4 protein-coding genes are annotated in these 14,430 nt (G+C 73.9%); 2 read left to right on the top strand and 2 right to left on the bottom strand.

Features of this window, described 5'->3' with window-relative positions; genetic code table 11:
- Positions 1–19 precede the first annotated feature (19 nt).
- Positions 20–685 carry a GNAT family N-acetyltransferase gene (locus E6U81_RS00500; protein ID WP_240803537.1) on the top strand — a complete coding sequence of 222 codons (666 nt, stop codon included), beginning with the start codon at positions 20–22 and terminating at the stop codon, positions 683–685.
- Between the two features lie 76 nt (positions 686–761).
- Positions 762–1,661, top strand: coding sequence for a poly-gamma-glutamate hydrolase family protein (locus E6U81_RS00495; protein WP_136228028.1), 900 nt, complete (start codon positions 762–764; stop codon positions 1,659–1,661).
- Positions 1,662–1,669: 8 nt separating this feature from the next.
- Here E6U81_RS00495 and E6U81_RS00490 read toward each other — a convergent pair whose 3' ends face one another.
- Together E6U81_RS00490 and E6U81_RS00485 are read right to left on the bottom strand one after the other, a co-directional pair.
- Positions 1,670–3,370 carry an ABC transporter ATP-binding protein gene (locus E6U81_RS00490; RefSeq protein WP_136228027.1) on the bottom strand — a complete coding sequence of 567 codons (1,701 nt, stop codon included), beginning with the start codon at positions 3,368–3,370 and terminating at the stop codon, positions 1,670–1,672.
- The gene (locus E6U81_RS00485) at positions 3,357–14,390 is read right to left on the bottom strand and encodes a non-ribosomal peptide synthetase (RefSeq protein WP_136228026.1); all 11,034 of its coding nucleotides are present in this window, start codon (positions 14,388–14,390) and stop codon (positions 3,357–3,359) included. The genes E6U81_RS00490 and E6U81_RS00485 overlap by 14 nt, the downstream gene beginning before the upstream one ends.
- Between the last annotated feature and the right edge of the window lie 40 nt (positions 14,391–14,430).

The raw sequence follows: 14,430 nt of genomic DNA, 5'->3' as shown, positions 1-14,430 counted from the left end.
CCGCCGGTAATATCTGAACTTGGGTTTCAGGGATTACTCGGAGGGGGTCCGGATGTGGGAGCTCGCGCGGTCGTGGGTCGAGGGGTGGGCCGTCTCCCGGCGGGTGGCGAGGCCGGTGGACGAGCCGTGGGGACTGAGCGTCCAGGTCGGGCTGCCGGAGCAGGCGGTCCGCCACGTCCTGCTCGATGCGGACGCCGGCACCGCCCGCGGGCTCGTCGGAGCGGTCACCGAACCGGCCACCTGCATCAAGGGCTTCCTGGAACCGGAGGTGATGGAACCGTGGTTCCCGGCCGAGTGGGAACCACTCGATCCCGGCTTCCTGATGGCCGTCGACCTGCGTCCGGCCGTCGTACGGGCGCCTGACGGCTACACCGTCGGCGCCGAGACCTCCGGCGGTGTCGTGAGCGTGCGCGTCCTGGCCCCCGGCGGGGAGCTCGCCGCGCGCGGGCAGATCGGTCTGGCGGGTGCCGCCTGCGTCTTCGACCAGATCATCACCGAGAAGGCCCACCGGCGCCTCGGGCTCGGAACGCTGGTGATGGGCGCACTCACCGCCGCGGCCGTCGACAACGGTGCGGCGGCCGGCACCCTGGGCGCGACCGTCCAGGGCCGGGCGCTCTACGAGACGCTCGGCTGGAAGGTCCTCGCACCGCTGACCGGATTCACCCGCACCCCCGTCGGCCCCTGAAACCGCCTATGCGATTTCCGGAGGATCACCGAGGATTCAGCCGTACCCGATCATCTTTCACGATCAAGGAATCTTCATGACATCGTCCCAGGCCAGCCGCCGTACCCTCCTGGCCGGATTCGTGGCCGCCGCCGCGGGCGCCCCGCTGCTGAACGCCTTCACCGCCGCACCGGCGTACGCCGCCGACTCCTACCTCTCCAACACCAGGCTGTACGCCGACCCCGCCAACGTGGAGGGCGTGGACTTCGCCCGCCGCTTCAAGCGCCACGAGATGCTCGACACCAGCAGAGCCACCACCCCGGGTCCCCGGCTGAGCACGGTCATGGCCATCCACGGCGGCGGGATCGAACCGGGCACCTCCGAGCTGTGCCTGGCCATCGCCGGGTACCGGCCCGACACCCTCGAACCGGCCGCCGCGGGCGCCCCGCTCCACGACTACTGGATGTTCGAGGGCCTGCGGTCCTCCGGCGCGGTGCCGGGCAACGGCGACCTCCACGTCACCTCCACCCACAACGACGACCCGGTGGCCCGCTCGCTGGCCGCCGGCAGCGCCAACGTACTCAGCCTGCACGGCTGCACGGCCGTCCAGGCCGGACTCCCGGCCGGCACCAAGGGCCTGGTCGTCGGCGGTGGCAACGGCCGCCTGCGCACGATCCTGGCCGACAAGCTGGACAGGGCGGGCTTCGTCGTCGCCCCGGGGGACCCCGAGCAGCTCAACGGGGACCTCCCCGAGAACATCTGCAACCGGACCCTGACCGGGGAGGGCGGCGGCCAGCTGGAGTTGACCTACGAACTCCGCAGGAGCCTGTTCGGCGACTTCGCCGGCGCCCCGAACGCGAGCAGCCCCACCAAGCGCGCCCAGAGCACCAACACCGACTTCTGGAAGTTCACCGACGCCTGCCGGGCCGCCCTGGCCCAGATGGAGTCCGAGCAGCTCGCCCGTGCCAGCATCTTCGACCGCCCCGCAGCGGGCTGATCCGCCCCTCATCTGGCCACCGCCAGGCAGTAGTTCCGGTCGGTGGCGAGCAGGTTGCGGTGGGTGTCCTCCGCCGTGATGACACCGTCGTCCAGGACCAGGACCCGGTCGGCGGCGTCCAGGAGGGCCGGGCTGCTCGTGATCACGAGGGTGGTCCGGCCCCGGCGCAGCCGCGCGATGTTGCGCGCGATGAGCTGTTCGGTGACGGCGTCGACGGCCGTCGTCGGATCGTGCAGGACGAGGACGTCGCTGTCCGCGGCCAGGGCCCGGGCCAGGGAGAGCCGTTGGCGCTGCCCGCCGGAGAGGTTCGCGCCGCGGTCGCGTACGGCGTAGTCGAGCCCCTCCCGGTGGAGGGCGACGACATCGGTCAGCATGGACGCCTCGACGGCCTCGGGGACCGTCCGGCTGCGGCCCGACGGGTCGATGTTCGTACGCAGCGTGCCCGCGAAGATCTCCGCGTCGTACGGGTTCACCAGCATGTGCTCGCGGACCGCCTCCACCGACAGCTCGGCGACCTCCTGCCCGCTGACGCGTACCGCTCCCTCGTACGCGTGGGGCGGGACCCGCACGGCCAGGACCGCGGCGAGGTCGGCGGCGGCGGACGGCTGGTAGGCGGCGATCGCCGTGAACCCGCCCGCCGGAACCTGGAACTTCAGGCCGCGCAGGGCCCCGTGGCGGATGCCGTCGATCTCCAGGCCGCCGCCCGCGGCCGGGCGCCGGGGCCCCGGGACCGAGACCGGTGGCGCCGTCAGCACCAGCGCCATCCGCTCGGCCGACGCCCGCGCCATCATCACGTACTTGGGCATGTCCGAGAACAGCTTGAGCGGTTCCATGATGAACTGCGCCAGGCCCACGGCCATGACGAGCTCGCCGATGGTGATACGGCCGTCGAAGGCCAGCCAGCCCGCCGTCAGGGTGACGGCGACGGCCAGGGCCGAGTTGAGGGCCATGGCCGTGCCCGCGTACGCGCCGTTCACCCCGGCCACGGTGACCGCCTGGCGCTTCGCCTCCGTGCTGACCTTCCGGTAGGACCCGAAGGCCGCGTGGTTGCCGCCGAAGCCGTGCAGCGGGCGCAGGCCGGTGATCAGGTCGGCCACCTTCGCCCCCGCCCGGGCCACCCGGGCCTGCTGTTCGCGCGTGCTGGAGCCGATCCGCCGGGACATCACCGACAGGATCGACAGGATCGCGACCGTGCCGACGATCACCAGCAGGCCGAGCCTGAGGTCCGCCAGCCCCAGCGCGACCGCGGCGACGAGCACCGCGACCAGCGAACTGATCAGCAGGGGCACCACCTCGATGATGTCGGCCGTCTGGTCGGCGTCCTCGGTGGCGATGGTCAGCACCTCGCCCGACTTGAGGTCGACGTCGCGGGCCACGGGCTGGAGGCCGCAGTCGGCGACCCGCACCCGCCAGCGGTGCGCCTCGGTGGTGTTGGCCTTCTGCAGGACGCGCATGCCGAAGCGCCACGACAGGGACACCGTCGTGATGATCACGGCCAGGGCGGCGATCGAGAGGACCAGGGCGCCGGGGCTGCGGTCGCGCATCGTGTGCTCGACGATCAGGCCGAGCGCGATGGGGAAGGCGGTCTCGCCGGCCTGGTACAGGCCCATGAGGACGGTGCCCCAGGCCATGGCGCCGGTGTTGCGGCGCAGGGCGGTGCGCAGGATGTCGGACCCCGAGCGGGGCCGCTGCGTGTCAGGAGTTGTCATCGAGGTGGCGGGCAATCGCTTCCGGGGTTCGCAGGGTGAACAGATCGCGGATCGTGATGACTGGACCGTACTCCCGGCGGAGCAGCCCGATCAGCCGCACCGCCAGCATGGAGTGTCCGCCGAGGGACACGAAATCGCTCACGGCGCTCACCTCGTCGTCGTCCAGGTCCAGCGCCTCGGCGAAGAACTCGCAGACGGCGCTCTCGGTCGCGGTCTGCGGGCCGCGCTCCCCGGCCGTGGTCAGCGCGCCCAGCGGCCGGGCCTCGGGCAGCGCCTTGGTGTCGGCCTTCCCGTTCACCGTCAGGGGGATGCCGTCGACCCGGGCGTAGTGCGTCGGGCGCAGGAAGTCCGGGAGCGCGGCGCCCACCTCTGCGGCCACCGTCGCCAGGTCTCCGCCACCGTCCAGTACGAGGTAGGCCGCCAGCCGGTACGCGCCGTCGACCTGGGGGTCGGGCTGGGCCACCGCGGCGACGAACCGGACCTGGGGGTGGGCCGCGAACGCGGCCTCCACCTCGCCCGGTTCGACGCGGTGTCCGCGGATCTTGACCTGCTGGTCGGTGCGGCCCAGGTACGCCAGATTGCCGTCGGGCCGCCGGGCCACCAGGTCGCCGGTGCGGTACATGCGCTCACCGGGCTCGCCGAACGGGCAGGCGACGAACCGGTGCGCGGTCTGGGCGGCCTGGCCGAGGTAGCCGCGCGCGATGCCGATGCCCGCCACGTACAGCTCGCCGGGGACCCCGTCCGGCAGGGGGCGCAGCCACGGGTCCAGCACGTACACGTCGGTGTTGTCGATGGCCACGCCCACCACCGGGTCCTCGCATTCGAAGGTGCCGACGCCGAGGGTGTTGATGGTGTACTCGGTGGGTCCGTACAGGTTGTAGCCGGCCGTGCCCTCCGTCTCGGCGAGCTGCTGCCACAGGGTGGGCGTGACGGCCTCGCCGCCCAGGAGGACGAGGGCGGGCCGCCGGTCCGGATCGTCGAGCAGGCCCTCGGCCACCAGTTGCCGGGCGTAGGTCGGGGTCACGTTGATGACGTCGATGGCCTGCCCGACGCAGTACTCGACCAGCCGGGGGGCGTCGCGGCGCAGTTCCTCGTCGCAGATGTGGACCTCGTGGCCGTCGGCGAGCCACAGCAGCTCCTCCCACGACATGTCGAAGGCGAAGGACACGGTGTGCGCGATCCGGAAGAGCCGGTGGCCGTGCTCCGCCAGCACCGGCTCGAAGATCCGGCGCCGGTGGTTGATCAGCATGTTGGTCAGGCCCGCGTACTCGGTCACCACGCCCTTGGGCCGGCCGGTCGAGCCGGAGGTGTAGATCGTGTACGCGGGGTGCCTCAGGCGGTGCGGGTCGTCGGGGGCGAAGGTCGTGAAGGGCGCTGCCTCGGGCAGGGGCCGGTCCAGCTCGATCAGGTCGCCGGGCAGCCGGGCGAGCCGGGGTGACACGGCGGCGACGGTGAGGATCACCTGCGGGCGGGCGTCCGCGACGATCGCGGCGATCCGCTCGTCGGGGTGGTCGAGCTCCAGCGGCACGTACGCCGCGCCCGTGCGCAGTACGGCGAACAGCGCCACGATCGAGTCGAGGGAGCGCGGGATCGCGAGGCCCACGGTGGTCTCGGGGCCGATGCCGCGCCCGGCGAGGACGCCGGCCACGGCGCGGCTGCGGTCGCGGAGTTCGGCGAAGGTCATGGTGAGCCCGTGGGCGACGAGCGCGGTCCGCCCGGGGTCGCGGTCCGCCGCCCGGTCGAACCGGTCGACGACGGTGTCCGTGCCGACGTCGGTGCGCTCGGCGGGGCGCGGCAGCGGCGCGAGGCCCCGCAGGGAGCCCACCGGTCCCGTGGCCCGGGCGAGGTCGTCGAGCAGGCGCAGGTAGTCGTCCAGGAGGCGCCGGGCCGCCGGGGTGTCGTGGTCGCGGTACTCCAGCTTGACCGTGAGCCGGTCGCCGGGGGTGACCACCCAGGTGTACGGGTAGTGCGTGGAGTCGTCGGCGCGTACGGCGGTGATGCCGTGCCGGGCGTTCATCTCGGCGAAGGCGTCCATGTCCAGGAAGTTCTGGAGCACGAACAGGTTGTCGAAGAGCGTGTCGTGTCCGGCGGCCCGCTGGATCTCGCCGAGCCCGATGTGCTCGTGCTCCATCGCCTCGACCCGGGCGGCCTGCACGGCCGACAGGTACGCGCGGACGGTGTCGCCCGGACGTGCCCGCGTCCACATGGGCACGGTGTTGAGCAGGACGCCGACGATGCCGGACAGGCCTTCGGCCTCGCGGCCGGAGACGGTGACGCCGAACACGGCGTCGCCGCGGCCCGTCCGGGCGCCCAGCAGGAGGCCGAAGGCGCCGGTCAGTACGGAGTTCAGGGTGACGCCGTGGGTGCGGGCGGCGTCCCGCAGCAGCCGCGACTGATCGGCGGTGAGTGTGTGCACGAGGGTGCGGGGCAGGCCGTCGGCGAGCGCCGGGGCCGGTCCCGCCAGCAGGGTCGGGCCGGGCAGGCCGGCCAGGTGTCCCGCCCAGAACCGTTCCGCCGTGGCCGGGTCCTGGGCGGCGAGGGCCCGGGCGTGGTCCTCGAAGCTCGGGGAGGCCGGGGCGGGCGCCGTCAACCCGCCCGCGACGGCGGCTTCGTAGGCGTCGAAGAGGTCGCGGAGCACGATCTCCCGGGACCAGCCGTCCCACAGCAGCAGGTGGTAGCTGAGCAGGAGGCCGTCGCGGCCGTCGGGCCGGCGCACGACGGTCAGCCTGATCAGCGGCGGCCGGCCCGTGTCGAACCCGGTGTCGCGGTCGCGGGCCAGCAGGTCGTCGACCTCCGCGTCCGTCGTGAGGTCGAGCGTGCGGACGCCGACGCGGCGGCCGGCCGCGAGGACCTGCACGGCGTTGCCGTCGTCGTCGGTGGTGAAGCCCGCGCCCACCGCCGGGTGGCGTGCGATCACCCACGCCATCGCCTCGGCCAGGGCGTCGGTGTCCAGGCGCCGGTCGAAGGTGAACCAGCTCTGCGCGACGTAGTGTCCGGCCGGTCCGGCCAGCTGGGCCTGGAAGAACAGGCCGCGCTGGAGCGGGGTGACCGGTGCGGTGCGCTCGGCGGTCGCGGAGGCCTGCGCGATGTGCTCCAGTGCGTCGCGCCAGTGCCCGGTGATCGCGTCGGGGACGCCTTCGGCGAGGGTGAAGACGGCGTGCAGGCTGCCGGTGGCGGCGTCCGTCCAGGCGTTGACCTCGACGGCGTAGGGGCTGCTCGCCGCCTCGTCGCCGCCGGTGATGTGCAGGGCCTGCGACTCGTCGCCCCGGCCGAGGTAGTTGAACAGCACCTGCGGGTGGGCGTCGAGCAGCGGGGCCGTCTGCGGGTCGAGGTGGCGCAGTCGTCCGTAGGCGAGGTGGGCCCGCTCGTCCGGCCGCCGTGCGGCGACCTCGCGGGCCGCCGCCACGGGGTCGGTGTGCGCGGTGAGCCGCACGGGCGCGATGGAGGTGAACCAGCCGACGGTACGGGTGTAGTCGTGGTGGGGCAGGACCGGGTCGCGGCCGTGCCGCTCCAGGTCGATCGCGAGGTCGGTGGGCGTGGGCTGGACGCGGGTCAGCGCGGTGCGCAGCGCGCCGCACAGCAGCTCGGTGAGGCCGACGCCGAGTGCGGCGGGCGCGGTGCGGGTGACGAGGTCGCCGATGTGGGGCGGGAGCACGACGGTGGTGTCGCGGAGTGCCCGGACGGCGGGCAGCAGCGGGGGCGCCTGGAGCGTGGTGATCCAGTGCCCGAGGCCGTCGTGGGCCGGGTGCCCGTCGTGGGCCGCCGGGTCGTCGCCGGGCGGGTGGGCCGACGGGTCCGTGAGGGCCCGCGCGTACGCGGCGTAGGAGGTGGTCGGCGGCGCCGGGGACGTCCCGCGCAGGGCCGCGTCCAGGTCGTCGAGCAGGATCAGCCAGGACACCGTGTCGACGGCGAGGTGGTGCACGGCGACCACGAGGGTGCGGGTCGCCTCCAGCCACGAGAACGCGATGACGTTCCCGGCCTCGGGATCGAGGCGTCCGGCGGCCTCGTCGGCGGCGGCCGCCGGGTCGGTGGTGTCCGCGCGTACGACGCTCACCCCGCGGGCGGGTTCGGTGCGCAGGGCCCACACGCCGTGCTCGATGCGCAGGCGCAGCCGCAGGGCCGGGTGGGCGGCCACGACGGCGTTCGCGGCGCGCTCGGCGTCGGCGAATCCGGTGCCCTCGGCCGCGGCCACCGCACGGGCCTGGGCGAACCGGGCGAGCGAGCCGCCCAGGCTGCGCAGGCGCAGGATGATCGGGGTCGGGGCCAGCGGGCCGTCCTCGGGGGCGGCGGGCGCGGGTGCGGGCGTCGCGGCCTGCGGTGGGCTCGTCGCCAGATGTGCGGCGAGGGCGCGCGGGGTCCGGAGCAGGAACACGTCCCGCGGCGCGATCGTGAGGCCGAGGGCCCGGGCCCGGTTGACGACGGTGATGGCGAGGATGCTGTCGCCGCCGGCCCGGAAGAAGTCGCAGTCGGCGTCCACGGCGGTACCGGGCAGCGTGTCGGTGAAGATGCCGACCAGTGCCGGGAGGGCGGTGTCGGGGGCCACCGCGGGCGCGCCGTGCTCCGCGGGCGCCGCACCGACCCGTCGGGCCTGGTCGGTCCGGTCGGCCTGTTCGGCCCGGTCGGTGAGGGCCTCGCGGTCCAGTTTGCCGTTGACCGTCAGGGGCAGGGCGTCGAGCGCCAGCACCCGGGCGGGCACCATGTGCGCGGGCAGTTTCGACGCCAGCGGGCCGGCGAGGTCGGCCGGCGGCCTGCCCACGACGTGCGCGACGAGGTGGTCGCCGCTGCCGGCCACGGTGACGGCCACGTCGACGACGCCGTCGAGTTCCCTGATGGCGGCCTCCACCTCGGCCGGCTCGATGCGGAAGCCCTTGAGCTGTACCTGGTCGTCGGCCCGGCCGGTGAACTCCAGCTCGCCGTCGAGCGTGCGGCGGGCGAGGTCGCCCGTGTGGTACATGCGGGAGCCGTCGCCCGCGAACGGGTCGGCCACGAACCGGCCGGCGGTGAGCCCCGGCCGGCCCAGGTAGCCGAGCGAGACCTGGTCGCCCGCGACGTAGATGGCGCCCACCCGGCCCGGCGGCACCGGCCGGAGCCGGTCGTCGAGGAGATAGGCGGCCAGGCCGCGGATGGGGCCGCCGATCGGGCTGGCGTCGCCGCCGTGGCGGAAGTCCTCGTCGGTCAGGACCCGGTGGGTGACGTGGACGGTGGTCTCGGTGATGCCGTACATGTTGACGAGCTCGGGCGCGGCGGTGCCGTGCCGCTCGACCCAGCCGCGCAGCCGCCCGAGGTCCAGCGCCTCACCGCCGAAGACGACCCGGCGCAGTGCGGGCAGCGGCTCGCCCGCGTGCCGGTCGGCCTCGATGAACTGGTAGAAGGCGGAAGGGGTCTGGTTGAGCACGGTGACCGCGCGTTCGCGCACGAGCCGGTGGAAGTCGACCGGGGAGCGGGTCAGCGCGTACTCGGGCACCAGCAGCTCGCCGCCGTGCACCAGGGCGCCCCACAGCTCCCAGACCGCGAAGTCGAAGGAGTACGAGTGGAATTGCACCCACACGTCGCGCGGGCCGAAGTCCATGGCGGGGCGGGTGTTGGCGAGCAGGGTCACCACGGCGGCGTGCGGGACGACGACGCCCTTGGGCCGGCCGGTGGAGCCGGAGGTGTAGATGACGTACGCGGGGTCGTGCGGGCCGGGAGCCGGCGCGGGGCCCGGCTCCCCGGTGGCCTGCGCAAGCGGCTCCTCCCCCTGGACGAGCACGCGGGCGGGCACGCCCGCCCGGGCCAGCAGCCGCGTGAAGCGGTCCCGCTGCTCGGGGGCGACGAGGACGGCCTGTGGAGCGGCGTCGGCGAGGACGTACTCCAGCCGGCCGTCCGGGTAGGCCAGGTCCAGTGGTACGTAGGCTCCGCCCGCGGTGACGACGGCCACCAGCGCGACGACCTGCTCCAGGGAGCGCGGCACGGCGACCGCGACGCGCTCTCCCGGTCCGACGCCGGCGGCGCGCAGGGTGGCGGCCAGTTCGTCGCGTGCCGCGGACAGTTCGCCGTAGGTCAGCGAGCGGGTCGCGCCGTCGAGGGCGCACTGGGTGACGGCGGTGGCCTCCGGGTCCCGGCGGGCGGCGGCGTCGAAGAGGGCACCGAGAGTGTCCGCGACGGTGGGGGTGGGGGTGGTCGGCGCGGTCCGGGCCGGGCGTCCGGCGTCGCCGGGTGCGAGGTCGTCGACCAGGGCGTCCGGCCTGGTGAGGAGGCCGGCGAGGGTGCGGGTGAAGGCCGACAGGATCGTGCGGGCGGTCGCCTCCCGCAGGAGTGCGCCGTCGTAGATCAGGTTGAAGCGGGGCCGGTCGTCGGAGGTGCGCTCCACCACGAGGGTCAGCGGGTAGTGCGGGGCCCCTTCGTTCACGATGCCCGTGATGAACAGCGAGTGGCCCGGTTCCCGCAGGGCGGCGGTGTCGGTCGCGACGTCGAAGACCACGAGGGTGTCGAACAGGGGGCCGGCGCCGGCGTGGCGGCTGATGCGCGCGAGCGAGACGTGCTGGTGCGGCAGGACGGCGCTCTGGTGCTCGCGCACCGCGGAGAGCAGGTCGCGGGCGGTGGTGGCGGCGGTCCACCGGGCGCGGACGGGGATGGTGTTGATGAAGAGGCCGACCATGTCCTCGATGCCGGGCACGTCGGCGTCGCGCCCGGACACCGTGGAGCCGAAGACGACGTCCCGGTCGTGCAGGAGGCCGCCGAGGGCCACCGCCCAGGCGCTGTGCACGGCGACGCTCAGGGGTGTCCCGGCCGAGCGGGCCGTTTCGTCGAGGTCGTCGTCGGGTTCCACGGCCGTGTCGGCGAACCGGTCGGACGGTGTGTGGCCTTCGGCGACCAGCGAGGGGCCGGGCAGGCCGGCGAGCTGTTCGCGCCACACCCGGTCGCTCTCGTCCTCGTCGTGCCCGGCGAGCCGGCGCACGTAGTCGGTGAAGCCGCCGACCGGGTGCACGGTGCCCGGAGCGTGGTATTCGGCGAGCAGCGCGCGAAGCATCGGCGGCACCGACCAGCCGTCGGCGATGATGTGGTGCACGGTCTGGACCAGGACGGTCCGGCCGGCTCCCGCACGGATGAGCGTGTACCGCATGAGGGGGCCGGTGGCCAGGTCGAATCCGGCGCGGCGGTCCCGTTCGGCGTGGTCGCTGATCTCCTCGTCGGTGATGCCGGGCCGGTCCAGGACGGTGAAGGGGGCCCGTACGCCGCTTTCCAGTACGGAGACCACGCGGCCGTCGGCGAGGGGGACGAAGCGGGCGGCGAGGTTGGGGAAGAGGACGAGCAGACGGGTGGCCGCGGCAGCGAGCCGGTCGGCGTCCACCTCGCCCTCCAGGGTCAGCAGCTGCTGCTCGACGTAGTTGCCCGCGGAGTCGTCGTCGAAGACGGAGTGGAAGTACAGGCCCTCCTGGAGCGGGGTCATCGGCAGGATGTCGCGCAGGGCGGGGCCGTCGAGTTCGTCGACGTCGGCCTGGGTGAGGGCGACCATGTCGAAGTCGCTGGGAGAGTGGCCGCCGGCGTCGAGCGCCGCGATCGCGGTCAGGGCCTGGCGGAAGTACGCGCCGATGGTCGCGACGTCCTCGTCCGTGAACAGTCCGTCGGGCCAGGAGATGGTCGTGACCAGTTCGTAGGCGCCGGTCGCGTCGGGTTCGGCGATGGCGTTGAACTCCAGGGCGCGCGGCAGGCGCATCCCCGGGTCGCGCCTCTCCCCCAACTGGCCGGTGGTGCCGCTGAGTTCCCAGTCGCCGGCGGATCCCGCGTCGAAGCGGCCGAGGTAGTTGAAGAGCACCTGGGGTGCGGGCGCGTCGAAGCGGGCGCCGGCCAGGTGGCGCAGGACGCCGTAGGAGAGGCCGCTCCGCGGGACGCGGGCGAGGTCTTCCTTCACGGACTTGAGGGCGGCGGCCAGGTAGGCGGGGTCGCCGAGGTCGGCTGCCGTGCCGGGGTCGACGGTGACCGGGAACAGCGTGGTGAACCAGCCGACGGTCCGGAAAAGTTCCGGTTCGAAGCCGGCGCCGTCCGCCACGAAGCGGGCTTCGCGGCCGTGGCCCTCCAGTTCGACGTGGGCGAAGGTCTGGTCCTGGCCGAGGTCGCGGCGCCGGCGGGCCAGCGTGACGGCGAGCGCGGTCAGCAGCACGTCGTTGATGCCCGCGTGGAACGCGGCGGGGACGCGGCCGAGCAGTGCGGCCGTGGTGTCGGGGCCGACCGAGACGGTCGTCGTCCGCTCCCGTGCGACGGTGTCGGCCGCGTCGAGCGGGCGCCGGCTCAGTGGTGCGTCCGCCCCGGGCAGGGCGCGCCGGAAGTGGGCGCGGTCGTCGTCGAACACGGCGTGTTCCAGCAACTGGGTCCAGCGGCGGAACGAGGTTCCCACCGGGGGCAGTTGGACCGGTGTGCCGGCGGCGTACTGCCGCCAGGCGGTGGCGAGGTCCTCCATCAGGATCCGCCAGGACACGCCGTCGACCACCACGTGGTGGGCGACGAGGACGAGCTGGCGGGCGTCGCGGCGCCACACGGCGCGCAGCATCGCTCCGGCCTCCGGGTCCAGAGCCTCCGTGGCGAGCGTGACGCACTCGTCGAGCGGCCGGTCGCTCTCCTGCCATCCGGCGGCGGTGCGGTCCCCGGGCGCCGGGACGTCGAAGCCCCAGCGGTCGTCGCGGACCAGCCGGGCGCGCAGCATGTCGTGGCGTGCGACGACGGCGGAGAGGATCGTGTCGAGCGCGACGGCGGTCAGGTCCGCGGGGGTGTTCAGCACCACGGACTGCACGAAGCCGTCGACCGCGTCGGTGGTCTCGCCGAGCCAGCGCACGATGGGTGAGCCGGTGACGGGCCCGGTCGCGATGTCGTCGTGGTCCTCGGCGGCGGCGTCGACGGGGCTCGCCACCGCGGCCAGCGAGCCGATCACGCTGTGGGTGAAGACCTGTCGCGGGGTGACGTGCAGGCCGGCCCTGCGCAGGGCGCCGAGCAGGGAGATGGCGAGCAGGCTGTCGCCGCCGAGCCGGAAGAAGTCCTGGTCGACGCCGACCCGGTCCAGCCGCAGCAGGGTCGCGACCGCCGCGCACACCAGGCGCTCGTTGTCGGTGGCGGGCAGGGCGAGCGGGCCGGTGGCGGACTCGGGCTCGGGCAGCGCGCCGCGGTCGAGCTTGCCGTTGGCGGTGAGCGGGAACTCGTCCAGGACGACGATGCGGGCGGGCACCATGTACTCCACCATGTGCCCGGCGGCCCAGTCCCGGACCTCCTCCGCCCGCAGGTCCGCGGCTCCGGCGGCCGGGATCACGTAGCCCACCAGGTAGGTGCCGCCGGCCGTGTTCTTCTTCGCGACGACGCAGCTGTGCCGTACGCGCGGGTGTTCGGCGAGGCCGGCCTCGACGTCCTCGATCTCCAGCCGCATGCCGCGGATCTTGATCTGGTTGTCGGCCCGGCCGAGGAAGTCCAGCGATCCGTCGGGCGCGTACCGGGCCAGGTCACCGGTCCGGTAGAGCCGGGAGCCGTCGTCGGCGAAGGGGTTGGCGACGAACCGGGAGGCCGTCAGGCCGGGGGCGCCGGCATATCCGCGGCCGAGCAGGAAGCCGCCCACGTACAGCTCGCCGCCGACGCCGACGGGGACCGGGCGCAGTTCGTCGTCGAGGACGTAGAGCTGGGTGTTGGGGTTGGCCCGGCCGATGGAGGTGGACAGGCGTTCCGCGGCGCCCCGGTAGATGACGTGGGAGACGCCGATCGTCGTCTCGGCCGGGCCGTAGCCGTGGTACATGGGTATGTCGAGCCGGGTGCGGAACCGCTCGTACAGTTCCGGGGTCAGCACCTCGCCGCCGCACCACACGTGCCGCAGGCTGTCGAGCCGGCCGGTGTCGCCCGCGATCTCCAGCAGCACGTCCAGCATGGAGGACACCAGGTACGTGAAGGTGACGCGCTGCTCGGCGATCACGCCGAGCAGGTGGTGCGGGTCGCGTTCGCCGCCGGGCCGCAGGACCACGAGCCTGCCGCCGGACACCAGCGGCAGGAAGATCTCGTTGATGGAGATGTCGAAGGAGAGCGGCGCCTTGAAGAGGGAGGCGTCGTCGTGGCCGAAGCCCAGGATCTCCTCGACCTGCCACAGCAGGCGCTCGCTGATCGCCTCGTGGCGGATCATCGCGCCCTTGGGCCGGCCGGTGGAACCAGAGGTGAAGATCACGTAGGCCAGGGCGTCGCCGGGGGTGGTGATGCCGGGGTCCCCGCCGGGGCGGGATCCGTGGCGCCAGTCGCCGAGGTCGACGGGCACGGCGGCGGGTTCCCCCGGAGGGTGTTCGCCCGAGCCGTTGAGCTGGAGCACGACGCCCGCGTCCTCGATGACGACGGCCCTGCGTGCGGCGGGCCACTGCGGGTCGAGGGGGACGAAGGCGGCGCCCGCCCGGAGCACGCCGAGCAGGCCGACGACCATGTCGGCGGAGCGGTCCAGTGAGATGCCGACGACCTGTTCGGCGGTGATGCCGCGTTCGACGAGGTGGTGGGCCAGCTGGCCGGAGAGCTCCGCGACCTGGCCGTACGTCAGAGAGCGGTGCTCGTCGACGACGGCGACGGCGTCGGGGCGGGTGCGGGCCTGCTCGCGGAACATCTCCACGACGGTCGGGCGGACCCGGTCCGCGCCGTTGTCGTTCCACTGGGCCAGGGTCTCGATGCGCGCCGCCACGCTGGACGGGGCGATGGTGCCGAGGGGCCGGTCGGGGAAGTCGGCCAGGTCGTCGAGCGCGAGCTGCGCCTCGGCCGGGGGGACGCCTTCGGGGAGGGCGATGGTGCGGGCGTCCGCACCGATCTCCCAGCCGGCCGCGCCGGCGCCGCCGTTGTCGACCCAGCCGAGGACGTCGGCGAAGAGGGTGGCGGGGGTGAGTTCCATGCCGTCGGGGCTGCGGCCCGTCGCCCAGTACGCCAGACCGATCGAGCACGCCGAGGCGATGGTCCGGTCGCAGTAGTCGCCCGTTCGCCGGCGCACTCCGGCCAGGCGCGTGGGAGAAAGCCGCACGAGACGAGCGGTCGGTTCCGTCATCGAAGACTCAACGCCCCTTCAGTGTCCGCGGGTCGCCCCA

The sequence above is a fragment of the Streptomyces sp. A0592 genome (assembly GCF_004795115.1).
Classification (GTDB): Bacteria; Actinomycetota; Actinomycetes; order Streptomycetales; family Streptomycetaceae; genus Streptomyces; species Streptomyces erythrochromogenes.
This window is presented reverse-complemented; position numbering and strand designations above follow the sequence as displayed.

Excerpts from the sequence above, each read along its gene's own strand:
- E6U81_RS00495 (WP_136228028.1), top strand. The coding sequence starts at position 762 with ATGACATCGTCCCAGGCCAGCCGCCGTACCCTCCTGGCCGGATTCGTG.
- E6U81_RS00490 (WP_136228027.1), bottom strand. The coding sequence starts at position 3,370 with ATGACAACTCCTGACACGCAGCGGCCCCGCTCGGGGTCCGACATCCTG.
- E6U81_RS00485 (WP_136228026.1), bottom strand. The coding sequence starts at position 14,390 with ATGACGGAACCGACCGCTCGTCTCGTGCGGCTTTCTCCCACGCGCCTG.